This is a genomic window from Achromobacter sp. LC458 (genome assembly GCF_001005835.2).
GTDB classification, from domain to species: Bacteria; Pseudomonadota; Gammaproteobacteria; order Burkholderiales; family Burkholderiaceae_B; genus Achromobacter; species Achromobacter spanius_B.
In genome coordinates this window covers 12,188-35,709 of sequence record NZ_LBHW02000036.1, presented here as the reverse complement: position 1 = coordinate 35,709, position 23,522 = coordinate 12,188, and the positions used below count along the sequence as shown (strand labels likewise).

The window sequence follows — 23,522 nt, the reverse complement described above, 5'->3', positions numbered from 1 at the left end:
GCCCCGTGTTTCAGACGCCGGTCAGCCCCGCGAAGAAGCGCGACGCGTTGGATTCCAATCCGTCGATATAGTAGCCGCCTTCCTGCACGATCAGCGTGGGCAGGCGCAGCGCGCCGACCTCGCCGCCCAAGCGCTCGAAACCGTCTTCCGTGACGCTGACCATGGCCTGCGGGTCTTTCTCGAAAATGTCGAAACCCAGCGACAGCACCAGCGCGTCCGGCTGGAACAGCTCGATGGCGCGGCGCGCCTGCGCCAGCCGGTCGAAGAACACGGCTTCGCTGGAGCCGTGCGGCATGGGCAGGTTGATGTTGTAGCCGTAGCCCGCGCCCGCGCCACGCTCGTCTTCAAAGCCCGCGACCACCGGGTAGAAGTTTTCAGGATCGCCGTGAATCGACACGTACAACACGTCGTTGCGTTCGTAGAAGATTTCCTGGATGCCTTGCCCGTGGTGCATGTCGGTGTCCAGGATGGCCACGCGGGGAAACTTCGACGTCAGCCGCTGCGCCGCGATGGCCGCGTTGTTCAGGTAGCAAAAGCCACCCGCCGCATCGCGCCGCGCATGGTGGCCCGGTGGGCGGCAGATGGCGTAGGCGTGCGGGTCGCCGGCCAGCAAGGCTCCGGCGCCGGCCACCGCGCACTGCGCCGCCCAGTAGGCCGACTGCCAGGTATGCGGGCCCACGGGGCAGCTGCCGTCCGCCAGGTAACGCCCGGCCTTGGCCAGCACGCCACGCAAGGCGTTGGGTTCACGCACGAACACGTTCGAGACCACCTCGCCGCCCCAGTCGCCCGGCAGCTTCATCCAGTCGGCATGCGCGTCTTGCAGAAAACGCAGGTAGTCCAGCGAATGCACCGCCGCCAGCGCGCGCGCGCCATGATCGGCCGGCGCCTGCACGTCAAAGCCCAGCTTCTGCGCCGCCTGCACCAGACCGTCCAGGCGGGCCGGCACTTCTTGCGGCGTGCGCATCTTGCCGCGTGAAAAATAGGTCTGGGGATGATGCAGCTTCTGGTCGTCGTGAAAAAATGCCTTCATGCTTGCTGATCCTTCAGTTGAAAATTCTGGGTGCGCTGGCCGACAGTGCCCAGCAGCAGGACGGAAACCAGGGAAAGCAACGAAATCGCCGAGAACAACAGCGCCAGCGGCCACCACTGGCCCTTGAAATTCTCGGCCAGCACCGTACCCAGCAGCGGCGTCAAGCCACCGAAGATGGCGCCCGACAACTGATATGCCATCGAAATACCGGTGTAGCGGATGCGGGTGGGAAAGCTGTCGCTGACGTAGCCGGCGATAACGGCGTAGTAGGCGCCCATGAAGAGTACCGCCACGCCGACCCCCAGCGTAATACTGGTAAGCGAGCCCTGGTCGACCAGGTTGAACATCGCGTAGGGCGTGAAGATCGATGCAAACGCCATGGCGCCCAGAAAGCGCAGGTTGCCCACGCGGCTGGCAATGTAGGCCGACAGCGGCGTGATGAAGAACTGCATGATCGACACCACCAGCAGGCAGTCCAGGATCACCGCGCGGTTCAGGCCCACGTACTGCGTGGTGTAGGCAATCATGAACGTGTTGGTGAAATAGAAGCCGGCAATGCCCAGCACATTGGCGCCCACGGCCAGCGCCAGCAGGCCCGGTGCGCCGCGCAGCACCTGTGCCAGCGGCGCCTGCGCGGGCTTGGCGCCGGCCAGCGCGGCGGACTTGGCGCGCGTGGCCTGTGCGGCCTGCTCGGCCACGAAGTCGGGCGATTCGTTCACGCTCAGGCGGATCACGAACCCCACCACCAGCAACACGGCCGAGAACAGGAACGGCACGCGCCAGCCCCAGCTGAGAAACGCCTCGTCATCCAGCCCGGTGACCAGCTTGAACATCAGCATCGACAAAATCAGCCCGGCCGGGCTGCCCAGCTGCGCAAACGATGCAAAGAACGTGCGCTTGCTTTTGTCCGGCGAATGTTCGCCCGCCATCAGCACCGCCCCACCCCATTCACCGCCCACGGCAATGCCCTGCACGATGCGCAGCAGGATCAACAGCACGGGCGCCCAGACGCCGATGGACGCGTGTGTGGGCAACAGGCCGATCAGCACCGTGACCGAGCCCATCATCACCAAGGTGATCACCAGGGATTTCTTGCGGCCGATCTTGTCGCCGATGTGGCCAAAGATCGCGCCGCCCAGCGGCCGCGCGAAAAAGCCCACGGCAAAAGTGCCGAACGCGGCCAAGGTGCCGTAAAAGCCCGACGCGGACGGAAAGAACAACTTGCCGAACACCAGCGCGGCAGCAGTGGCGTAGATGTAGAAGTCGTACCACTCGATCATGGTGCCGACAAAAGCGGCGGTCGACGCGCGCACCGGTTGGTGGCCCGTCACGGAATTTCCCCTCATGGCTTATCTCTCTTACGTAGGTTGAGGTCTATCAGGCAATCGTTATAGCCCCGGCCCCGCCATAAGAAAAATTCTTATTTCTTATCCTCTGAATTACTTTGCCTAATGAGTGGAAACCCCTAGTTTTAGCGGGTTTTCAGGCCCGCCCAAGACCTTATATTGCTGCCCGCATCCAGGCCGGGCGCGGCGCGGCGTCCAGCCAGTTCTTCACGATCAACCCTAGTTCGGTATCCCCGGATATCCGCAGGCGCCGTTGAAAGAACAGGGTATCGGCATCGGTGTCGCCGCGCGCCATGCCGATCAGGTCCGCCAAAACCGCGCCCAGCTCCAGGTCGGCCGGCGCGCGGGTCCAGGCCGGGCGGAATGCGCCGCCTTGCACCGAGAAGCCGGCACGCAGGCCCAGGTCCTCGATGGTGATGGCAAAAGTACGGCCGTCCAGTTCGGCGGGTGGCGCCAGCCACTTGACGCGACGCGCCAGTTCCAGCCCCGCCGCCATGTGCAACGACGCCAGCGGCGCCGGCACGCGGCGCCCCAACGCCGCCAGAAAGGCCGGAATGTGCGCGGGCGCCGTCATGCCGTGGCCTCCAGCAATTCGATGCCCGAGCGGCCGTGGTAATAGCCGTTGCATCGCCCCATGCCGGCCGGTGGCAGCACCGTGCCCGCGGGTTGGCCATGGCGTATGGCATCCAGCGCGGCAATGGCCTCGTGCGTGCCGGCCGACTGCGGATTGACGCGCAAGACGTCGACGCCCATCCGCGCCAGCTCGCTGGCCTGCGCCAGTAGATCCAGGCACGCGGCGGACTGCACCTGGATGCCGTTGATGCTGAGAAATTCACGCGATTCACGCGTGCGCATGTCCAGGCCATCGGGATGCTCAATGCAGCGAAAGCCACACTCGTCTTTCTTCAAGCGAAAATGCCGCGCGGTAAAGCAGCGCGCCGAGAACGCCAGCGCCATGCGACCCCATACCAGCGTTTCGGCGGCCAGCCCGACGGGCCGCTCTTGCAGCAGCCGCGCCAACGTTTCGCCGTCCATCTCCAGCGGCGCCACAAAACGCATGGCGCCCTGCTGCGCCAGCCATTGCAGCGTGCCGCCGTGATACGCGTTCACGTGCGGCCCCGCCACAAATGGCCGCCCGGCCAGATGCCGCACCGCGCCCAGCTCGCCCGCTTCGATCATGAAGTCGTCCTGCGCGCACAGCTTCTTCAAGGCGCTGGCTTCCGCCCCCGTCTCGATCAAGGTGCGGCCCGACAGCACCACCGTCTTGCCTGCGGCGCGCAGGTCGTGCGCCAGGTCGCGCCAGTCGTCGGCGCGCAATTCATGGCGGCGGCTACAGACGGTTTCGCCCACATAAAGAATGTCAGCCGGGCCGTCGGCCAAGGCGGCGTAGAAGTCCAGCGTGTCGCGCCGAGTCCAGTAGTACAGCAGCGGCCCGACCGATATTTGATATTGCTTGGGGTTCATTTCCATGGCCGTTCAAATGCGCCTTGTGTGACTTGGGATCCTTCCGCGTGGCGCGCCAGCAAGGCGTTCCACTTGGCCAGCGGGGCAAAGCGTGCGGGGTCGGCCTGCGCGCTGTCCAGCGCGGCGCGCAGCGTGGCGACCACCTGCGCCACATAAGCCGGGCTGCGCTGGCGGCCCTCGATCTTGATGGCGCGCACCCCCATCTGCGCCAGGCGCGGCAACAGGCCGATGGCGTTCAGGCTGGTGGGTTCTTCCAGCGCATGATCGTCGCGGCCATCAACTTGAAACCGCCCCTTGCACAGCGTGGGGTACGCGGCCGATTCGCCGGGTTCGTAGCGGTCGATCAAAATGCCCGACAAGCGTGCGTCCATGCGGCCGTTCGCTTCCACCCAGCGCACTGCGTGGGCGGGCGAGCACACGCCCTTGTTGTTGGGGGAATCGCCCGTGGCGTACGACGACAGCAGGCAGCGGCCCTCGGCCATCACGCACAGGCTGCCAAAGCCAAACACTTCGACTTCGACGCTGACGTTGGCGCAGATGCGCGCCACTTCCGACAAGGTCAGGACGCGCGGCAACACCACGCGGCGGATGCCGAATTGTTCCTTCATCAGTTCGATGGCGTCGGCGTGCGTGGCCGACCCTTGCACCGACAGGTGCAGGCGCAGGTCGGGGTAGCGATCACTGGCATAGGCCAACAGGCCGGGGTCGGCCATGATGACGGCGTCGGCGCCCAAGGCGTGCGCGGCATCCACCGCCGCGTGCCACTCGGCCGCCCTGCCCGCCTGCACAAAGGTGTTGATGGCGAACAGCACCTGGCGTCCGCGCCGATGCGCAAGCTCGACGCCGTGGCGTATGTCGTTTTCAGAGAAATTCAGCCCGGCGAAGTTGCGGGCGTTGGTGGCGTTGCGCAGGCCGAGATAGACGGTATCGGCGCCGGCATCCAATGCGGCGGTCAGCGCTGCAAGGCTACCGGCCGGCGCGACCAGTTCCAGGGGATGGGAAGAGGTTTCCATGCCCGGCAGTCTAGAGTCCGGCGCACACGCGGGCCTTGTCGCAAATCAAACTTGGCCCGGCTGGGCAGGCCCCGGGGCGCATCCCCGAGGCGCCGCCCCGCGCGCGCCGCCGGCTTACATCGGCGCTTGCCCATCCGGTGCAATCTTGCGCACCACGTAGCCCATCGGTATCCAGCGGTTCTTGCCGGCCACCATCGATACGGTTTCGGTGGCGGGCATGTTGAGGAACTTGGTGGAAAAAATCACGTTCACGTATTGGCCTTGCGGCAGGTCGGCCGGGTCGGACACGCGCACCACCTGTAGCCACTCGCGCTTCGTGTGGCGGCCGACTTCATTGCGCAGCTGGCTCAGGTATTCGGACCAGCCCTGCTTGTCCACGCGCTTTTTCATGATGTCGCTGCTGGCGCTCCACATCTTGTCCGTGGCGCCGCTATCCGACATCGACGCCCATTGCTGGGCCGCCGTCACCGCGCTGTCCAGCGACGGATCGGCCGCCAGCGCCGGCGCCGCCAGCAACAGGGCGCCGCTGAAGAGGCCGACGCGCAAGGCGCGAGAAATCAGAGTTTGTTGTTGCATAAGTCCTCACTGTGAAAAGATAAACACCGCATTGGCACAAGCACTGCACAAGTCCACCGGCTTGCCGGAAAATCGTTCCGGCAAGCCGACGTTCCCTTACCACTGATAGCCCGCTCCGATCACCGCGCCATACGTACCGCGCGTGTTGGTGGAACCGGACAGCTTGTAGACCCAATTGCCGCTGGCCGACACGGTGGACAAGCCCATCGCAAAGCCCTGCTGCCCGTCGTACGTGCTGCCCGCTATCGAGAACATGCCCCGGCCCGGCGCGTAGGCTTGCGCCAGACCCGCCACCGCCAACGCCGTGGCCGTGCCGCCCGCCGCATCGCGGCGATAGCGATCGACGTCGTTGCGCAGGTTCTGGAACTTGCCGTCGGTGTAGGCGTTGGACTGCTGCACCGCGCCGCCCAGCCCGGCGTTCAACTGCTGCACGTTGACGGCGTCGTTGTTGTCGACGCCATCGGCCACGTTGCTGAGCGTGACCGGTGCCCCGCCGTTGCCCAGCGTGACGCGCGAGTAGTCAACCGCGCCCGTGCCCGGCGTGGTGGCGTACTGCACCGAGCCCTGCTTGGCCGCGTCCAACTGCTGCACGTTGACCGCGTCCGTCTGTGCCGTGCCGGCCGCCACGTTGGTCACCTGGCGTTCCTTGCCGGCCGCCCCGACGGACACGACGTTGGCACGTCCGCCGTCGGTACTGCCCGCCCCCAGCGCCACCGAGTTGGCGCCACGCGCTTCGGCGCCGTTGCCCAACGCGGTGCTACCGTCACCCGAGGCGACGGCGCCCGCGCCGGCCGCGGTGGCATCCGCGCCGGTGGCCGTGGGCGCCGGTGTGGCGCTGGCCTGGTTCACCTGGAACATGCCGCTGCCGCCTTGCGTCAAGCCGCTATTGACGGTGGCGATCTGCTGGTCGGTGTACAGGTTGGCCTGCGTCACCGCGCCATCCAGCTGCCGCAGGTTCACGGCGTCAGTGGCGTTTTGCGCGTCGGCCACGTTGCTGACGGTGCGTTCCGCGCCCGCCGTGCCCACGGACACCGTGCCAGCGATGGTGTTGGACACGCCCGAGTACTTGCCGGTGTAGGCCGGCGCCGCGCCCATGTCGGCCACCGCATCGGCGCCCAGCGCCACGTCGCCCGCTTGCAAGGCCTGCGCGCCAGTGCCCAGCGCCACGGTGTTATCCCCGGCGGCGCTGGCGGAACCGCCCAGCGCCACGCTGCGATCACCCGCGGCGCTCGCCGAGGCGCCCAAGGCCAACGACTGCGAGCCCCCGGCCAGGGCGGACGAGCCCAAGGCCACGGCCGAGTCCAGCGCGGATCGCGCCGAGGAACCGATGGCAATGCCGTTGGTGGCAGTGCTGTCCACTTCCGCCGCCAGCCCAATGCCGATGCCCGAGTCCCCGTTGACCACCGCTTCGGGTCCGACGGCGATGGCGTCCGTGCCCACCGACAACGAATCCACCAACGTGCTGTTGGCGTGGAAGTACTGGGTGCCCGTCACTGCGACCGACGCGATGGCTCCTTGCAGTTGGCGCACCGTCACGGCGTCCTGCGCTTGTGTGCCATCGGCCACGTTGATGACCTGGCGCAGCATGCCTGGCGCGCCCACCGAGAACGCCCCCGGCGCCACGGCGCGCGTCACGGCGGCCCGATCCGAGATAGACCCTTCGCCGATGGCGATACCGCCATCCACAGTGACGTGCGTGTTGGCGCCCAAGGCCAGGCTGCCCGCGCCGTCCGCCTGGGCGTTGTAGCCGATGGCGGTTGAGCCCTGTCCCCTTGCAAACGCGTCGCTCGGAGTCATCCCGGTGTCGTTGGTGCGCTCGTAACGAACGCCCTGGCCATTGACTGCCGGGTCCAAGGTGCTGGTATAGCTGTTCACCGCGGTGGTCAACTCCGACACTGCTTCGTTGGTGGCGAACAGCTGCGCTCCGTTCACGGCATCCCAGCTGGTTGCGCTGAGCACGCCCGGCGCCACGCTGGTGATGATGCTGGGTCCGCCGATGCTGCCGTGCGCGGCCGTGTAGGCGCCCACGCCCCCGTTGGACGACGGGTCCCACATCAAGGCGTCGGTATTCACCTGCGCCAGACGCGTATTCACGGTTTGCAGCTGGCGTACGTTGACGGCATCGGTCAGGTCGCTGCCCGGCGCCACGTTGGTCAGCTTGCGCAGGTTGCCCGGCGAGCCCACCGAGACTTCGCCCGCCGAGCTGATCGTGCCCGCCAGGCCAAAGGCCACATACGCGTTCTGCGCGCCCATCGACACCACCGACCCCTGGCCCAAGGCCACGTTGGCGCCAGTCAAGCCGGCATTGATGGTCGCCCCCTGGCCCAGCACCGTGGATCTGGCCACGCCGTTGTCGGTAGCCTGGTTACCCAGCACGACCGATGCCGCACCCGTGGCCAGCGCGCCAAAGCCGCCCGCCGCGCTGTTGGCGCCTGCTGCCAACGGTTGCGCGGTGGTGACCGACGCGTCCGCCACAAACGGCCCCGACTTGCCGCTGCTGATGTTCGACACGGTGGCATCCAGCCCACCGATTGCGTTGCCCAACGTCGTGTAGGTATTGCCCTGCACGGTGTAGGTGGGCGCACTGATCGAACCAGTGACGGGGTCATAGGCGGATCCGCCGCCCAGGCCGGTTGCCACGCTGGTGGCCAGCGTGTTCAAGCCCGCTGTCGCCGCGTTCGACACGCCCGTCAGTTGCCCGACGTTGACCGCATCGGTTGCCGCACTGCCGGCTGCGAGGTTGGTGATCTTGCGTTCGGCACCTGCCGAGCCAAGGGACACTTCACCGCTGGAGCTTTGTGCTGCCGACAAGCCAATCGCGGTGTAGCCGATTTCAGCACCGATCGTTGCGATTGAGCCTTGACCCAACGCCACGTTAGAGCCCGTCAGGCCCCCCGTGATCGATGCGCCTTGACCCAGGACGGTTGAACCGGCCACGGCATTATCCGTCGCAGAGTTACCCAAGACGGTCGACGCGGCGCCGCTTGCTGAAGCCCCGAAGCCACCCGCCGACGCATCAGCGCCGGACGCCACGGCTTGCGCCGTCGTCACGCTGTTGTCCGACACAAAGGGGCCAACGTTGCCGCTGCTCAAGCCCGCAACTGCGGAGTCCAGGCCGGAGACAGTGGAGTCCAGGCCAGCCACTGCCGAGTCCAGACCGGAAACGGCGGAGTCCAAACCGGTGACCGCGGAGTCCAGCCCGCCGATGGCGCTGCCCAAATTGGAGTACGTATTGCCTTGCACGCTGTAGGCCGGCGCGGTGACCGTGCCGGTCGTCGGATCGAACGCCGATCCGCCGCCCAGGTTGGATGCCACGCTCGTGCCCAGCGTATTCAGGCCCGATGTTGCCGCGTTCGACACACCCGTCAGTTGCCCGACGTTCACGGCATCAGTGGCTGCGCTGCCCGCTGCAAGATTGGTGATCTTGCGTTCGGCACCTGCCGAGCCAAGGGACACTTCACCGCTGGAGCTTTGGGGTGTCGACAAGCCAATCGCGGTGTAGCCGATTTCAGCACCGATCGTTGCGGTTGAGCCTTGACCCAACGCCACGTTAGAGCCCGTCAGGCCCGCCGTGATCGATGCGCCTTGACCCAGGACAGTGGAATCCGCAACCGCGTTATCCGTCGCGGAATTGCCCAAGACCGTCGACGCGGCGCCCGTTGCCGAGGCCCCGAAGCCACCCGCCGACGCATCAGCGCCCGACGCCACGGCTTGCGTCGTCGTTACGCTGTTGTCCGACACAAAGGGCCCGATGTTGCCGCTGCTCAGGCCCGCAACTGCGGAGTCCAAACCGGACACTGCGGAGTCCAGGCCAGCCACAGCCGAGTCCAGACCGGTGACTGCCGAGTCCAGCCCGCCGATGGCGCCGCCCAGGTTGGAGTAGGTGTTGCCTTGCACTCCGTAGCTGGGAGTGGTAACCGTGCCGGTCGTCGGATCGAATGCCGATCCACCGCCCAGGTTGGATGCCACGCTCGTGCCCAGCGTATTCAGGCCCGATGTTGCCGCGTTCGACACGCCCGTCAGTTGCCCGACGTTGACGGCATCGGTGGCAGCGCTGCCCGCTGCAAGATTGGTGATCTTGCGTTCGGCACCCGCCGAACCCAGCGACACTTCACCGCTGGAGCTTTGGGGTGCCGTCAGTCCGATTGCGGTGTAGCCGGTTTCGGCACCTATCGTTGCCGTTGAGCCTTGACCCAACGCCACGTTAGAACCCGTCAGCCCCGCCGTGATCGACGCGCCTTGGCCCAGGACAGTGGAATCCGCAACCGCGTTATCCGTCGCGGAATTGCCCAGGACCGTCGACGCGGCGCCCGTTGCGGAAGCCCCGAAGCCACCCGCCGACGCGTCGGCGCCCGACGCCACGGCTTGGGTCGTCGTCACGCTGTTGTCCGACACAAAAGGCCCGATGTTGCCGCTGCTCAGGCCTGCAACTGCGGAGTCCAGACCGGAAACCGCGGAGTCCAGGCCAGCCACTGCCGAGTCCAAACCGGTGACTGCCGAGTCCAGACCGGTGACTGCGGAGTCCAGCCCGCCAATGGCGCCGCCCAGGTTGGAATACGAATTGCCTTGGACGCCGTAGCTGGGCGCGGTAACCGTGCCGGTCGTCGGATCGAATGCCGATCCGCCGCCCAAATTGGATGCCACGCTCGTGCCCAGCGTATTCAGGCCCGATGTTGCCGCGTTCGACACACCCGTCAGTTGCCCGACGTTGACGGCGTCGGTGGCTGCGCTGCCCGCTGCAAGATTCGTGATCTTGCGTTCGGCGCCCGTCGAGCCCAGCGACACTTCACCGCTGGAGCTTTGGGGTGCCGACAAGCCAATCGCGGTGTAGCCGGTTTCGGCACCGATCGCCGCAATCGAGCCTTGACCCAACGCCACGTTAGAACCCGTCAGCCCCGCCGTGATCGACGCGCCTTGACCCAGGACAGTCGAATCCGCAACCGCGTTATCCGTCGCGGAATTGCCCAGGACCGTCGACGCGGCGCCCGTTGCCGAGGCCCCGAAGCCACCCGCCGACGCATCCGCGCCCGACGCCACGGCTTGGGTCGTCGTCACGCTGTTGTCCGACACAAACGGCCCGATGTTGCCGCTGCTCAGGCCGGCAACTGCGGAGTCCAGACCGGAAACAGCGGAGTCCAGGCCAGCCACTGCCGAGTCCAAACCGGTGACTGCCGAGTCCAGACCGGTGACTGCGGAGTCCAGCCCGCCAATGGCGCCGCCCAGGTTGGAGTACGAATTGCCTTGGACGCCGTAGCTTGGCGCGGTAACCGTGCCGGTCGTCGGATCGAACGCCGATCCGCCGCCCAAGTTGGACGCCACGCTCGTGCCCAGCGTATTCAAACCAGACGTCGCCGCGTTCGACACGCCCGTCAGTTGCCCGACGTTGACCGCATCGGTGGCTGCGCTGCCCGCAGCAAGGTTGGTGATCTTGCGTTCGGCACCTGCCGAGCCAAGGGACACTTCACCGCTGGAGCTTTGGGGTGCCGTCAGTCCGATTGCGGTGTAGCCGGTTTCCGACCCAATCGTTGCGGTTGAGCCTTGACCCAGCGCCACGTTTGAACCCGTCAGCCCCGCCGTGATCGACGCGCCTTGACCCAGGACAGTCGAATCCGCAACCGCGTTATCCGTCGCGGAATTGCCCAAGACCGTCGACGCGGCGCCCGTTGCCGAAGCCCCGAAGCCACCCGCCGACGCATCGGCGCCCGACGCGACGGCTTGCGTCGTCGTCACGCTGTTGTCCGACACAAAGGGCCCGATGTTGCCGCTGCTCAGGCCGGCAACTGCGGAGTCCAGGCCGGAGACCGCTGAGTCCAAACCGGAGACTGCCGAATCCAGACCGGTGACTGCCGAGTCCAGCCCGCCAATGGCGCCGCCCAGGTTGGAATACGAATTGCCTTGCACACCGTAGCTGGGCGCGGTAACGGTGCCGGTCGTCGGATCAAACGCCGATCCGCCGCCCAGGTTGGACGCCACGCTTGTGCCCAGCGTATTCAAACCAGACGTCGCCGCGTTCGACACACCCGTCAGTTGACCGACGTTCACGGCATCGGTTGCCGCGCTACCCGCTGCAACATTGGTGATTTTGCGTTCGGCACCCGCCGAACCCAGCGACACTTCACCGCTGGAGCTTTGTGCCGCCGACAAGCCAATCGCGGTGTAGCCGGTTTCGGCACCGACCGCCGCAATCGAGCCTTGACCCAACGCCACGTTAGAACCCGTCAGCCCCGCCGCAACCGACGCGCCTTGACCGAGCACAGTGGAATCCGCCACCGCGTTATCCGTCGCCGAGTTTCCGACGACCGTCGACGCCGCCCCCGTTGCCGAAGCGCCGAAGCCGCCCGCCACTGCATCGGCACCGGAGGCGACCGGTTGCAATGCCGTCACGCTGTCGTCCGACACGAATGGGCCGGTGCTGCCGCTGCTGATGCCGCTTACCGCGGAATCCAGCTGGCTCAGCGCGTCGCCCACGCTGTTGTAGGTGCCGCCCTGGATGCCGAAGCTGGGCGGCGCGACCTGGCCGGTGGCCGGGTTATAGGCGGACCCGCCGCCCAGGCCCGTCGCCACGCTGGCGCCCAGGTTGGACGCCGCGCCGCTCAGTTGCGCCACGTTGACGGCGTCGGTCGGCGCCTTGCCGGCCGCCAGATTGGTGACCTTGCGCTGGATGGTGCTGGATCCCACCGACACCTCGCCATCGGAATCTTGCGCCGTGGACAAGCCGAACGCCGTGTAGCCGGTCTGCGAACCGGTGGCCGCGCTGGAGTCCTGCCCGAGCGCCACGTTCGAACCCGACACGCCCGTGGCGATGTGCGCGCCCTGCCCCAGTACCGTCGAGCCGGCGACCGCATTGTCGGTGGCTTCGTTGCCGATCACCGTGGACGCCGCGCCGGTTGCCGATGCACCGAAGCCGCCGGCGCTGCTGTTCGCGCCCGACGCCACCGCCTGCGTGGTGGTGACGCTGTTGTCGGACACGAACGGCCCCGTATCGCCCGTCAGCAAGCTGCTGATAGCCGCGTCCGTGCCCGCGAACGCCGCGCCCACATTGGCGTAGGACGTGCCCTGCACGGTGTAGCTGGGCGCGCTGACCGTGCCGGCCGCGCTGCTGTAGGTCGACCCGCCGCCCAGGCCCGTGGCCAGGCTCGTGCCCAGGTTGGACGCGGCGCCGCTCAGCTGCGCCACGTTGACAGCGTCATTCAGCGCGCTGCCGGCCGCCACGTTGCTGATCTTGCGGCGGTTGGCCGACGTGCCCACCGAGACTTCGCCGGCCGACGTCTGCGTGGCCGACAAGCCGAACGCGGTGTAGCCGGTTTGCGACCCTGTGCTGGCGTTGGCGTTCTGCCCCAGCGCCACGTTCGAGCCGGACAAGCCGGCCGTAACGCGCGCGCCTTGCCCGATCACCGTGGAATTGGCCACGGCGTTGTCGGTGGCCTGGTTGCCCACCACGGTCGATGCTCCGCCCGTGGCCGATGACCCAAAGCCCCCTGCGCTGCTGTTCGCCGCCGAGGCCACCGCCTGCGTCGCGGTCACGCTGTTGTCCGAGACGAACGGACCGGTTTTACCCGTCGCCAGATTGGTCAGGGCGGTGTTGGCACCCGTCAACGCCGCGCCCACGTTGGCGTAGGACGTGCCTTGAATCGTGTAGCCGGGCGCACTGACCGTGCCGGCCGCGCTGCTGTAGGCGGCCCCCCCGCCCAGGCTCGTGGCCAGGCTGGTGCCCAGGTTGGATGCCGCACCCGTCAACTGGCCGACGTTCACCGCGTCCGTCGCCGCGCTGCCTGCCGCTACGTTGGTGATTTTGCGACGGCTGGCGCCTGTGCCTACCGACATCTCACCACCCGAGGTCTGCGTCGCCGCCAAGCCAAAGGCGGTGTAGCCGGTCTGCGAACCCACTGTGGCCGACGCCCCCTGGCCCACCGCCACGTTGGAACCCGACAGGCCCGAGGCGACCAAAGCGCCTTGCCCGATCACGGTGGAATTGGCCACCGCGTTATCGGTGGCCAGATTGCCCACCACCGTCGATGCCGCACCGGTCGCCGACGAGCCAAAGCCGCCCGCGCTGCTGTTCGCGGCAGAGGCCACGGCTTGCGTCGTGGTCGCGCTGTTGTCCGAGACGAACGGCCCCGTGTCGCCCGACACCAGGTTGGTGATGGCCGTGTTGGCCCCCGTCAATGCCGCGCCCACGTTCGTGTATGCCGTGCCCTGCACCGTGTAGCTGGGCGCGCTGACCGTGCCCGCCGTGCTGTTGTAGGTAGCGCCACCGCCCAGGCCGGTGGCCAGGCTGCTGCCTACGTTGGACGCCGCGCCGCTCAGCTGACCCACGTTCACGGCGTCGGTCAGTGCGCTGCCGGCCGCCACGTTGGTGATCTTGCGACGGCTGCCCGCCGTGCCCACCGACACTTCACCGGCGGAGCTCTGCGCCGCCGCCAGGCCGAACGAGGAATAACCGGCTTGCGACCCGATCGTCGCCGTCGAACCTTGACCAAGCACCACGTTCTTGCCCGTCAAGCCCGCCGTGACCGACGCCCCCTGGCCCAGGACGGCGGAGTTGGCAACCGCGTTATCGCTCGATTGGTTGCCCACCACGGTGGATGCCGCGCCGGTAGCCGACGCGCCGAAACCGCCCGCGGCCGCGCCCGCGCCCGAGGACACCGCCTGCACCGTGGTCACGCTGCTGTCGGATACAAAGGGGCCGATCTTGCCCGTCGCCAGGTTCGTCACCGCCGTGTTAAGCCCGCCTATCGCGGTGCCCACGTTGGTGTAGGACGTGCCTTGCACGCTGTAGGTTGGCGTGCCGATGGTGCCGGTAGCCGCCGTGTAGGTCGCGCCGCCGCCCAGGTTGGTGGCAACGCTGGTGCCCACGTTGTTCATGCCCGAGTTGGCCGCGCTGGTCACCGCCGTCATCTGCCGCACGGTGACGGCGTCCGTCAGATCGGAGCCATCCGCCAGGTTCTTGATCTGGCGCTTGCCGGTGGCCGTGCCGACAGAAATGGCGCCCACGCCCATATTCGACGTGTTGTCGAAGGCGATACCCGCGATCGGCCCCGCCGTGCTGGGCGACACCACACCGCTGGTCTGTATGTTGGTCGAGCCCACCGCGTTCGTGCCCAGTGCAACGCCGCCCGGCACGGTCGATGTCGCGCCCGCGCCCAGCGCTATGGATGCGATGCCGGTCGCCTGCGCCCCGACACCCATGGCGATGGCGTTGCCCGCCCCCGCCGTGGCCGTCTTGCCGAACGCCATGTCGTTCAGCCCGGTGGCGGCGGCGCTGGCGCCCACGGCCACCGCGTCCGTACCCGTCGCGCCCGAGTTGGCGCGCGTATTGCTGCCCGCGCCGGTCGCCGTGGAGTTGGCGTTGAAATAGTTGGTGGGGGTCGGTGCCGACGAGGACACCTGCTGCGCCACCGCGTACAGCTGCGAACCGTTGACCGCGTCGGTGCTGGTGGCGCTGAGCAAGCCGGCGGACACGTTCTGGATGCGGCGCGTGGTGTTGCCGTCAATCCCGACGCTGACCACGCCCGTGGGCACGAGTTGGCCGCCCAGGTAGGTGTACGTGTTGCCGCCGATCGTGCTGCTGGCATACGCGTTCATGCCGGACGTAAACGCCGTCGAGATACTGGTGGTGGTGGTGTTGCTGCCCAGCGCCACCGAGTTGGCGATGTTGGTCGTCGCCAGATAGCCAAGCGCCACGGTCCGGTCCACCGACACGTTGTTGCCGGCCAGGTGCCCGCCCGCCATGTTGTAGTTGCCGCTGACGTTCTGGCCGGCGCTTCTGCCGACGGCCGTGTTGAACGAGCCCGCCGCCAACGTGCCCGCTTGCGCGCCGATGGCGGTGTTGTTCCCCACGCTGGTGTTCAGCCCGCTGCCCGCCAGATAGCCGATAAACGTGTCTTGCGTCGCCTTGGCTACTGACAGGTCGCCGATGGCGATGGACGACGATCCCGCCGCATTGGCTTCAGGGCCAATAGACACGGATCGGGACCCGCCCGCGCTGGTCAGATAGCCCAGCGCCACTGCGTTCACGCCAGCGGTGGTGCTTTGATAGCCGATGGCAATGGCCTGCCCCGACGACGCCTTGGCCTGGTAACCCAGGGCAATGGTGCTGCCCGCCGTGGCCAGGGAGCCGGAGCCGATGGCGATGGACGCCAGGCCGGTCGCCGTGTTCAGGTCGCCAATGGCGACGGCGCCTTGGCCAGTGGCCGGGTTGGTGTTGCCGATGGCGACCGCGCCGCGCCCGGCGGCCACAGAAGAAAAGCCCGCGCCGAAAGCGCCATTGCCGCCGTTGGCCTGCGAAGTGGATCCCAGCGCAATCGATCCCGGTGTCAGGGCCGTATTGCCGTTACCCACGGCCAGCGAGCCGTCCGCCGCCGCGTTATTGTCCGCGCCTACCGCCACCGCGCCCGTGCCCGTCGCGGTGTTGGGATCACCGATTGCCACCGCGCCGTCGCCCGTTGCGGTTTGTTGGCGCCCGATGGCCACCGCCCCGCCCAGGGCAGTGGCACTGTTGGCCGCCGTGCCGGACGAGCCAATCGCCACGTTCTGCCCCGTGCCGCTGGCCCGCGACCCATCGCCCACCGCGATGCCGAACGCGCCGAGGGTCTGCGCATTGCGACCGATGGCGATGCCCGACGTGGCGAGGCTGGTCACCGACGATTGTCCGCCAATCGCGATGCCGTTGATGGCGGCCGAAGAGGCGCCCGTCGTCGCGTTGGCGCCCAACGCGACCGCACCGGCCGCGGTGGCGCGCGCCCCGTTGCCGGCCGCCAGCGAACTGCCGCCGCTGGCCAGCGCGTTGTTGCCCAGCGCCGTGTCGTTGATGGGGCCGCCCACCGTTGCGCCGGCCACCGCGCTGGACCCGATGGCCAACGAGTTCTGGTTCAAGGCTTGCGCGTTGACGCCGATCCCGATCGATCCGATACCGCCTGATGCCGCTGACGCACCCAGCGCCACCGCGCCCGTGGCCGTGGCTGTGGACGACACGCCGATGGCCACGGCATTAGCCGCGGACGTGCTGGACAATTGGCCCAAGGCGACGGTGCTGTTGCCGGCGGCTGTGGTGTTCAGTCCAAGCGCCACGGCACCCGTGGCAAGCGCTGAAGCGCCCGTGCCCACCGCCACCGAGCTGTTGCCAGACGCGGTTGACCCTTGCCCCACGGCGGTTGCGCCCGTGTTGGACGCGGTCGAGGAAGCACCCACCGCCACGGTATTGTTGGCGCCGGCGTTGGAGTCGGAACCGAACGCAGACGAATTGATGCCGGTGGCCGTCGACTTCGAGCCTACGCCCGTCGCGTTATTGCCGGTCACCGAGGAATTACGGCCCACCGCGATGGAGCTCGCCCCTGTGGCCAGGGACCCATCGCCGATTGCCACGCTGACGTTCGTCGCCGTTGCCCCCCCGCCGCCGCCGATCGCGATGGAGTTCGCGTCGACCGCGGCCGGTGAAATGCCGCCGGTGGTGATCGGGTTGATGATGATGCCCTGAATGGCGGTACCCGCCCAGACCGTCCCTCCCATTGCCGCCGCAAGTATCAATGGCGCCGCGATGCCGCCCGCCCTGCGCAACGCGGCTTGCCGCGCACCTCGATTGGACTTTCCACGGGATTTCGTCAATTCCGACACGACGACCCACGCACCTGTCACACGGTTCCAAACGAGGCTATAGATTTTATTCACGGCCAATCTCCATTGACGAATTTCGCGATTCGCCAGCAGTAAATGCGACGCTGATTCTTCTAGTAGGAATCAGAGGATTTTTCCCAGCAAATTCAGACATTTCTGTCACGAATCCTAGTGAAAGGAATTAATCCGACTTGTGTTTTGTCGCTAGCGCGTGAAACCTCTTATAAATTCCGTCTGAATAATCAGATGGCAAAAATGAATTGCTAAAAAAATAGCCGCGCGCAAATGATTCGCCACACACCCATTCAACGGTGGGCGGCAAGGGAGACAACATCGGGAGAGGGTTATGCCGCCTGACAATGCCAACGGGTGGGCATGGCGGAAAGATGAAAAAACGGACGCAGTATCCGGCGATACCGAAACGGATTCGGTATGCCAGATGCCTGAAATCTTATTTATATGAATTGACAGAAATCCGGGTATTTCCGTCGTACTAATATTGAATTCGGTCTTAGATTCAATATTTCATGCCCGTCATTGTTTAATGACGCAGCCGTCATTCTTCTTCGGAATACAGGCCGTGTTCCACCGCATAGACGGCCACCTGCACCCGGCTGGTCAGGTTCAATTTCTTCAGCACGTTCTGCACATGGATCTTCACCGTGCTTTCGCTTACGTCCAGTTCGCGCGCGATGACTTTATTGCTGGCGCCGCGCGCCAGGCATTGCACGATCTGCGTCTCGCGGGCGGTCAGGCGGTGGCGTTCGGCCGCGCCCTTGCCTTGCGCCGCCTGGGCCGCCTGCGTGGCCTGGCCACGGAATTGGTCCACCAGCTTGGCCGTCATGCTCTCGGCTATCACCGATTCGCCCCTGGCTGCGCGCCGGATGGCCGATGTCAGCACGTCGGCGTCGATGTTCTTGACCAGATAGCCGCGCGCCCCGTCGCGCAAGGCCTGGCCCAGTTCATCGGCTTCTTCCGACACGGTCAGGATGATGACCGCGCAAGACGGCAGATCCTGCGTCAGCAGTTGCAGCGTTTCAAGGCCGGACAAGCCGGGCAGGTTCAAGTCCAGCAGTATCACATCGGGCTGCAATTCCTTGGCGCGCTTGATCCCCTCCACGCCGTCGCCCGCTTCGGCCACCACTTCAAAGTCGGGCTGGCGTTGCAGCAGCAGGCGCACGCCGGAACGGAACAGGGTGTGGTCATCGACAAGCAGGATACGGATGGGCATGGTCAATAAAGGTCAGGCGGCCTGGCGCTCGCTGCCAGGCAAAGTCAGCATGACGCGCGTACCGGCGCCGGGCTGCGATTCGAGTTTTATCAGGGCGCGCATGCGGGCCGCACGCTCTTGCATGATGTGCAGGCCCACGTGCGCGTCGCCGCGCGCCGCCACATCGGCGGGGTCAAAGCCCTGGCCGTTATCGACGATGTGCAGGCTGAAGTCGCGGTCGTTGCCCACCGTGACGTCTACGCGGCTGGCCTCGGAATGCTTGCGCACGTTGGACAGGGCTTCTTGCAGAATGAACAGGACTTGCAGTTGCTGGTCAGGCGGCAACGGCGCGCCTTCGCCCCGATCAAACCGCAGCGTGATGTCGATGGCCGTCTGGCGCCGAAAACGCTCCACGGTGCTTTCGATAGCGGCTTGCAAGTCGCCCTGGCCCAATTTGGTGCGGAAGTTGTTCAGCAGTTCGCGCACGTCCTGATAGCTTTCGTCAACGCCGGTGCGCAGCAGCGGCAGAATTTCAGCCACCTCGTCTTCGTCGCCGCGCTTGACGGCCGCGTCCAGCATCTGCAATTGCAGGTTCAGGAAATTCAGCCCTTGCGCCAGGCTGTCGTGCAAGCCTTGCGCGACCAGCCCACGTTCCTGAACCACGGCCAGTTGCCGGGCCTGCGCGCTAAGGCGGCGGTTATCCAGCGCCACACCCAGATGCTGGCCCAGCGTTTCAAGCAGCTGCGAGTCGGACGGCGCCAGCCGGCGCTGTTGCCGGAAATGCAGCGAGTACGAACCCAGCACTTCGTCTCGCGTCACGATGCGGAACACCGCCACGCTGGCAAAGCCGTCGCGCACGCAGTTCAAGTCCATGTCGGGCGGTGAATGCCGGAAATCCTGGATGACGACGACGCCCGCCTGGCGCGTGGCCACGCCGCAATAGCAGTCGTCCACCTTCATGCAATGTTCGGATTCCACCAGCGCGTCGGACAGGCCCACCGACACCACCAGGTTGAGCTTTTCGTTGTCGGGGTCCAGCGCGCGGATGCTGCCGCCGTCGGCGTCGAACTGCAACATGACGCGGCGCAGGAAGCCGTCGCACATGGCTTCGATGTCGTTGGGCTGATTCAGGAAGGCAGCCATGTCGTACAGCGCGCCGATGTCTCGGTTTTGCGCGGCCAGCTGCGCGGTCTTTTGTTCGACGCGCGTTTCCAAGCCGGTGTACAGGTCTTGCAGCTGGTCGGCCATGCGGTTGTAGCCGCGCGCCAGCACGCCAAATTCGTCTTCGCTTTCCACGGGCAGCCGCGTGCTGAAATCCCGCTCGGCCATGCGTTGCAGGCCGTCGCGCAGGCGCAGCACCGGGGCGATGATCCACAGGTACAGCAGATAGATCATCGCCAGCGTGCCGGCGCAGGCGATGGCGGCCAGCACGCCTTGCGACAGCCGCAACGCCGTGGTCTTGCCGGCGTTGTCTTGCTCGATCATGCGCACCAGCGTGTCCGCGCGCGTGACGAACTCGGGCAGCGTCTGCAAGTACACGGCCGCGTCCGGTTGCATCAGCGCGCGCTGGGCAGCGGGCTTCATCACGTCGTGCCAGTAATTGGCCACGTCATGCCATTGCGTGCGGATCGCTTCGTTATTGGGGATGAAAAGCGGGCGCGCCGGGTTGCCGCGCGCCAGGCGGGAAATGGTCTCGTCCATTTCGGCCATCTGTTCCTGGCTGCGCGCCTCGCGGCCTGCTTGCGGCCGCATCAGCTCGACGGCGACGCGGTTGGCGCGCATGCGCAGGCTGCCGGTGTCGTTGATGGCGGCGCCCGCGCCTTCCAGCTGCCACGACAGCCACAGCGTCCAGCTGATCATTGACAGCACCACCACCAACGCGGCCAGTGAGCTGGCGACGATGCGCGTGGACAGCCGATGCCGGGGCGACGGCAGGCCGTCGGAGCCGACATCCGGCGCAGCGGTGCGGGCGCTGGAGGCAGCGCTGGCGGTGGCGCCACGGTCGGTGCGGGTGGCGGTACCGGCGGTGGACGGAGAAGTCGTCATGGTGATCGGATCAGGGCGATGCGGGACGTGCGGTGCAGTGTTGGCGGTGGTTGCGGTGGTTGCGATGCTTGCAATGCCCGCCGTGCGTCCCGCGCGGTGCCTAGTGTATTCGCCTTCAGGGCAGGCCCAGTTGGTCGCAGATGAATTGCACGACCCGCGCGGGGTCGTTCAGCGGCAGGCACGGCAAGGCGGTGTCCAGCGCGGTGTCAGTCACAACGGCCAGGAAACTGCCGTCCTCCGCATGCAGCGCAGGCTTGCCCAGGGCGGGTCGATAAACTTCTAGGCGGGCAATCGCAGCCTGTTTGAAACCTTCGACCAGCACCAGGTCGGCGGGCGACAGCCGCGCCAATTGCTCGTCCAGCGTGGGTTCGGGCGCGTCGCGCAATTCATGCACGATGGCGTAGCGGTACGGCGAGGCCACCATCACCTCCTGCGCGCCCGCCAGCCGAAAGCGCGCGCTGTCCTTGCCAGGCGGTTCCATCTGAAAGTCGTGATGGCTGTGCTTGATGACGTTCACGCGCAGGCCGCGCGCCGCCAATAGCGGCAGCATCGCTTCGATAAGCGTGGTCTTGCCGCTGCCGGACCGGCCGGCGATACCGAAAACTGGGCTCATGCATGCTCCGAAAACAAGGGACAGACAATGGGTAGAAACGCGTCTGCCCGGGGCGAGTATGCCAGCAATGCCCCGGCCACCAGATCGAAATACCAGCCGTGCAGCGTCAGGCTGCCCGCCGCCACGGCGCGCCGCACGAATGGCAGGTCGTCAAGGTTGCGCAGCGAAATCAGGATGGACGCCTGCTCGCACGCGCGCCGCCGTTCGGCGTCGGTCGCGGCCGGCATCTGGCGCAACACGCGGTCGCGGGCCGGTTCGGCGATGTCCATCCACCGTTCCAGGTAATCGGTTTCGCCATCGCTGCGGGTGCGCTGCTCCATCAGCGCGCGGATGCCGCCGCAATGCGCATGGCCCAGCACGATGATGCGGCTGACCCGCAGTTGCTCGACCGCGAATTGAATCGCCGCCAGCACGCCTTGCAGGCCACGATCCGCGCTGGCCGGCGGCACCAGGTTGGCCACGTTGCGCACGGCGAAGATGTCGCCGGGGTCGCAGCCCAGCAACATGGCCGGGTCCACGCGGGAATCGCAGCATCCGATCAGCAAGGTGCTGGGGTGCTGGCCATCGCGCAGGTGGCGGTACAGCGCGGGTGCCTCCTCGTAATACTGTTGTTGAAAACGTTGGAAGCCGTCGATGAATCGTTCGATGTCGCGCATGATTTTTCCTCGTCCTTCAGCCGCCCGTCTGCGCCATGAAGCGCACGATGCGATCCGGCTGGGCCAGGAAGTCGTGGCGTTCCGGTTTGGCGGCGATGCCGGCCAGGATGGCGCGCGTCAGCGCGGCGTCGGTGGCCCCGGCGCGCAGCATGCGGCCCAGGGGCACCTGGTCTTCCTGGCCCAGGCACAGGTACAAGGTGCCGTCCACGCCCAGGCGGACACGGTTGCAGGCCGCGCAGAAATGCCGCGACATGGGGGTGATGACGCCCAGCACCGGCGCGCCATGGCCGGCGGTCCAGTACCGGGCGGGGCCGGAGCCGGCGCCGAAGCCCAAACCGAAACCCGACCCGAAACCCGAGCCCGCGTGCGTGCCTGTGCCTTGCCCCAACGGCCGGTCCGCTACCGGCATCGCCGGCACCATCCCCGCCTCGGCGGCCAGCGTGGCGCCCAGCGCATTCAAGTCCGTATGCCGCATGCCTTGCCCGCACGTGCCCATCGGCATGGGTTCGATCAGGCGTAGTACGAAGCCCTGCGAGATGGCGTAGTCCAACAACCGCCGCACGTCCGCGTGCGGCGTTGCCGCGTGCACGACGCTATTGAGCTTGATGGGCGCAAAGCCCGCGTCGCGCGCAGCGGCAAGGCCGGCCAGCACGTCCGCCAGACAATCGCGCCCCGTGATCTGCTTGAAGGCCTCTGCGTCCAACGTATCCAGGCTGACGTTCAGCCGCGTCACGCCCGCCGCGCGCAGCGCCCGCGCATGGCGCGCCAGCCGCGTGCCGTTGGTGGATACCGACAGGTCGGTCACGCCAGGCATGGCGGCGACCACGCCGGCCAGATCCGCCACGCCCCGACGTAGCAGCGGCTCGCCGCCCGTCAGCCGCACCTTGCCTACGCCCAGCGCCACAAACAGGCCGATCACCCGCGCCATTTCGGCATGCGTCAGCCAGTTGGCGGGCGTTTCAAAGCCCTTGAAATCCTTGGGCAGGCAGTAGCTGCAACGCAGGTCGCAGCGATCCGTGACGGACACGCGCAGGTAATCGATGCGTCGGCCGTAGCCGTCGGTCAGCGTGCAAAAGTCGCGGGCGGCGGCGGGGTCGTCCATTACCGCAGGGTCGCCCATCACGCGGCCCTCCCGCCCACCACGCGATCCGCCTCGCTGCCTTGCAGGTCTATGCCCTGCACGTCCGCCTGATCCACCAGCAGCTTGGTGTATTGCCGCCAGGCGGTGTCCTGGCTCATGGCCGACAGCGACGCCGCGATCTGCTGCGCGACGTGTTCGTAGGGCAGCATGCGCCCTTCGATGCGGCGCGTCACCCGCACGATGTGCAGCCCGTGCCGCGTTTGCAGCAGCTGCGGCAACAGCCCGCCAGACGGCAGCGCGAACACCGCGCGTTCAAACTCGGGCACGGTATCGCCCCGGCCCAATTGGCCCAGACTGCCGCCCACGGCGGCCGACGGGCAGTTGGACTGCTCGCGCGCCACCTGGGCAAAGCTTGACGGATCGGCCAGCAAATCTTGCAGCACCACGTTGGCATGGGCGCGCAGCATGTCCAGGTTGACGTCGGGCGTCACCTGGAAAAGGATGTGGTCGGCTTCGACCAGCTCGCCCACCATGAAGCGCTGCGGATTGGCATGATAGAAGCGCCGGCAGGCGGCGTCGTCCGCCACCGGCGCGGCGGCCTGGCGGGCAAGCAAGGCGGTGATGATGGCGTCTTCGTTGTCACCGATGGCGCTGTCGTTGGCGCCGTTGTTGTCGGCGTCCTGGTTGCCGACGCTGCCCACGCCCAGGCGCAGCGCCTCGTCCAGCAACACCCGCCGCAAGACCAGCGCCGTGATGGCGTGGCGCATCGGGTTGCCGGCGTCGGCGTGCAAAGGCAGTTCACGTTCCAGATCGGCGTCGTTCAGTTCGACGCCATTGACGATGACAGGCATGTTGGGCTCCTGGTTCAAACGGT

At 66.8% G+C, this 23,522-nt stretch carries 13 protein-coding genes; all 13 read right to left on the bottom strand.

Features of this window, described 5'->3' with window-relative positions:
* Positions 1–10: 10 nt before the first annotated feature.
* Positions 11–1,030, bottom strand: a complete 1,020-nt coding sequence (locus tag YH64_RS23535) for a histone deacetylase family protein (RefSeq protein ID WP_046806719.1) — start codon at positions 1,028–1,030, stop codon at positions 11–13.
* Positions 1,027–2,376 carry an MFS transporter gene (locus tag YH64_RS23530; protein WP_046806718.1) on the bottom strand — a complete coding sequence of 450 codons (1,350 nt, stop codon included), beginning with the start codon at positions 2,374–2,376 and terminating at the stop codon, positions 1,027–1,029. The genes YH64_RS23535 and YH64_RS23530 overlap by 4 nt, the downstream gene beginning before the upstream one ends.
* A 154-nt stretch (positions 2,377–2,530) precedes the next feature.
* Positions 2,531–2,950, bottom strand: a complete 420-nt coding sequence (locus YH64_RS23525; RefSeq protein ID WP_046806717.1) for an SCP2 domain-containing protein — start codon at positions 2,948–2,950, stop codon at positions 2,531–2,533.
* The gene (locus YH64_RS23520) at positions 2,947–3,840 is read right to left on the bottom strand and encodes a U32 family peptidase (protein WP_046806744.1); all 894 of its coding nucleotides are present in this window, start codon (positions 3,838–3,840) and stop codon (positions 2,947–2,949) included. Before YH64_RS23520 ends, YH64_RS23525 begins: the two co-directional genes overlap by 4 nt.
* The gene (locus YH64_RS23515) at positions 3,837–4,853 is read right to left on the bottom strand and encodes a peptidase U32 family protein (protein WP_046806716.1); all 1,017 of its coding nucleotides are present in this window, start codon (positions 4,851–4,853) and stop codon (positions 3,837–3,839) included. Before YH64_RS23515 ends, YH64_RS23520 begins: the two co-directional genes overlap by 4 nt.
* Before the next feature lie 114 nt (positions 4,854–4,967).
* Entirely contained in the window at positions 4,968–5,429 is a 462-nt protein-coding gene (locus YH64_RS23510) for a DUF4019 domain-containing protein (RefSeq protein ID WP_046806715.1), read from the bottom strand.
* Positions 5,430–5,525: 96 nt separating this feature from the next.
* A complete protein-coding gene (locus YH64_RS23505; protein ID WP_143215506.1) occupies positions 5,526–17,096 on the bottom strand; it encodes an ESPR-type extended signal peptide-containing protein in 11,571 nt (3,856 codons plus the stop codon).
* Positions 17,097–17,598: 502 nt separating this feature from the next.
* Complete coding sequence (locus tag YH64_RS23500) at positions 17,599–18,273, bottom strand: response regulator transcription factor (protein ID WP_046806713.1); 675 nt, start codon at positions 18,271–18,273, stop codon at positions 17,599–17,601.
* A gap of 12 nt (positions 18,274–18,285) precedes the next feature.
* Positions 18,286–20,298 (bottom strand): type IV pili methyl-accepting chemotaxis transducer N-terminal domain-containing protein, encoded by a 2,013-nt coding sequence (locus YH64_RS23495; RefSeq protein WP_223264967.1) that lies wholly within the window; start codon positions 20,296–20,298, stop codon positions 18,286–18,288.
* Between the two features lie 115 nt (positions 20,299–20,413).
* The gene (gene mobB / locus YH64_RS23490; RefSeq protein ID WP_046806712.1) at positions 20,414–20,911 is read right to left on the bottom strand and encodes a molybdopterin-guanine dinucleotide biosynthesis protein B; all 498 of its coding nucleotides are present in this window, start codon (positions 20,909–20,911) and stop codon (positions 20,414–20,416) included.
* Positions 20,908–21,567, bottom strand: coding sequence for a carbonic anhydrase (locus YH64_RS23485; RefSeq protein WP_046806711.1), 660 nt, complete (start codon positions 21,565–21,567; stop codon positions 20,908–20,910). The genes mobB and YH64_RS23485 overlap by 4 nt, the downstream gene beginning before the upstream one ends.
* Positions 21,568–21,583: 16 nt before the next feature.
* Positions 21,584–22,687, bottom strand: a complete 1,104-nt coding sequence (locus YH64_RS23480) for a GTP 3',8-cyclase MoaA (protein WP_370512772.1) — start codon at positions 22,685–22,687, stop codon at positions 21,584–21,586.
* Positions 22,687–23,499: a peptidylprolyl isomerase gene (locus tag YH64_RS23475; protein WP_046806741.1), complete on the bottom strand. Its 813-nt coding sequence runs from the start codon at positions 23,497–23,499 to the stop codon at positions 22,687–22,689. Before YH64_RS23475 ends, YH64_RS23480 begins: the two co-directional genes overlap by 1 nt.
* Between the last annotated feature and the right edge of the window lie 23 nt (positions 23,500–23,522).

Excerpts from the sequence above, each read along its gene's own strand:
- YH64_RS23535 (WP_046806719.1), bottom strand. The coding sequence starts at position 1,030 with ATGAAGGCATTTTTTCACGACGACCAGAAGCTGCATCATCCCCAGACC.
- YH64_RS23530 (WP_046806718.1), bottom strand. The coding sequence starts at position 2,376 with ATGAGGGGAAATTCCGTGACGGGCCACCAACCGGTGCGCGCGTCGACC.
- YH64_RS23525 (WP_046806717.1), bottom strand. The coding sequence starts at position 2,950 with ATGACGGCGCCCGCGCACATTCCGGCCTTTCTGGCGGCGTTGGGGCGC.
- YH64_RS23520 (WP_046806744.1), bottom strand. The coding sequence starts at position 3,840 with ATGAACCCCAAGCAATATCAAATATCGGTCGGGCCGCTGCTGTACTAC.
- YH64_RS23515 (WP_046806716.1), bottom strand. The coding sequence starts at position 4,853 with ATGGAAACCTCTTCCCATCCCCTGGAACTGGTCGCGCCGGCCGGTAGC.
- YH64_RS23510 (WP_046806715.1), bottom strand. The coding sequence starts at position 5,429 with ATGCAACAACAAACTCTGATTTCTCGCGCCTTGCGCGTCGGCCTCTTC.
- YH64_RS23500 (WP_046806713.1), bottom strand. The coding sequence starts at position 18,273 with ATGCCCATCCGTATCCTGCTTGTCGATGACCACACCCTGTTCCGTTCC.
- YH64_RS23495 (WP_223264967.1), bottom strand. The coding sequence starts at position 20,298 with ATGACGACTTCTCCGTCCACCGCCGGTACCGCCACCCGCACCGACCGT.
- mobB (WP_046806712.1), bottom strand. The coding sequence starts at position 20,911 with ATGAGCCCAGTTTTCGGTATCGCCGGCCGGTCCGGCAGCGGCAAGACC.
- YH64_RS23485 (WP_046806711.1), bottom strand. The coding sequence starts at position 21,567 with ATGCGCGACATCGAACGATTCATCGACGGCTTCCAACGTTTTCAACAA.
- YH64_RS23480 (WP_370512772.1), bottom strand. The coding sequence starts at position 22,687 with ATGGGCGACCCTGCGGTAATGGACGACCCCGCCGCCGCCCGCGACTTT.
- YH64_RS23475 (WP_046806741.1), bottom strand. The coding sequence starts at position 23,499 with ATGCCTGTCATCGTCAATGGCGTCGAACTGAACGACGCCGATCTGGAA.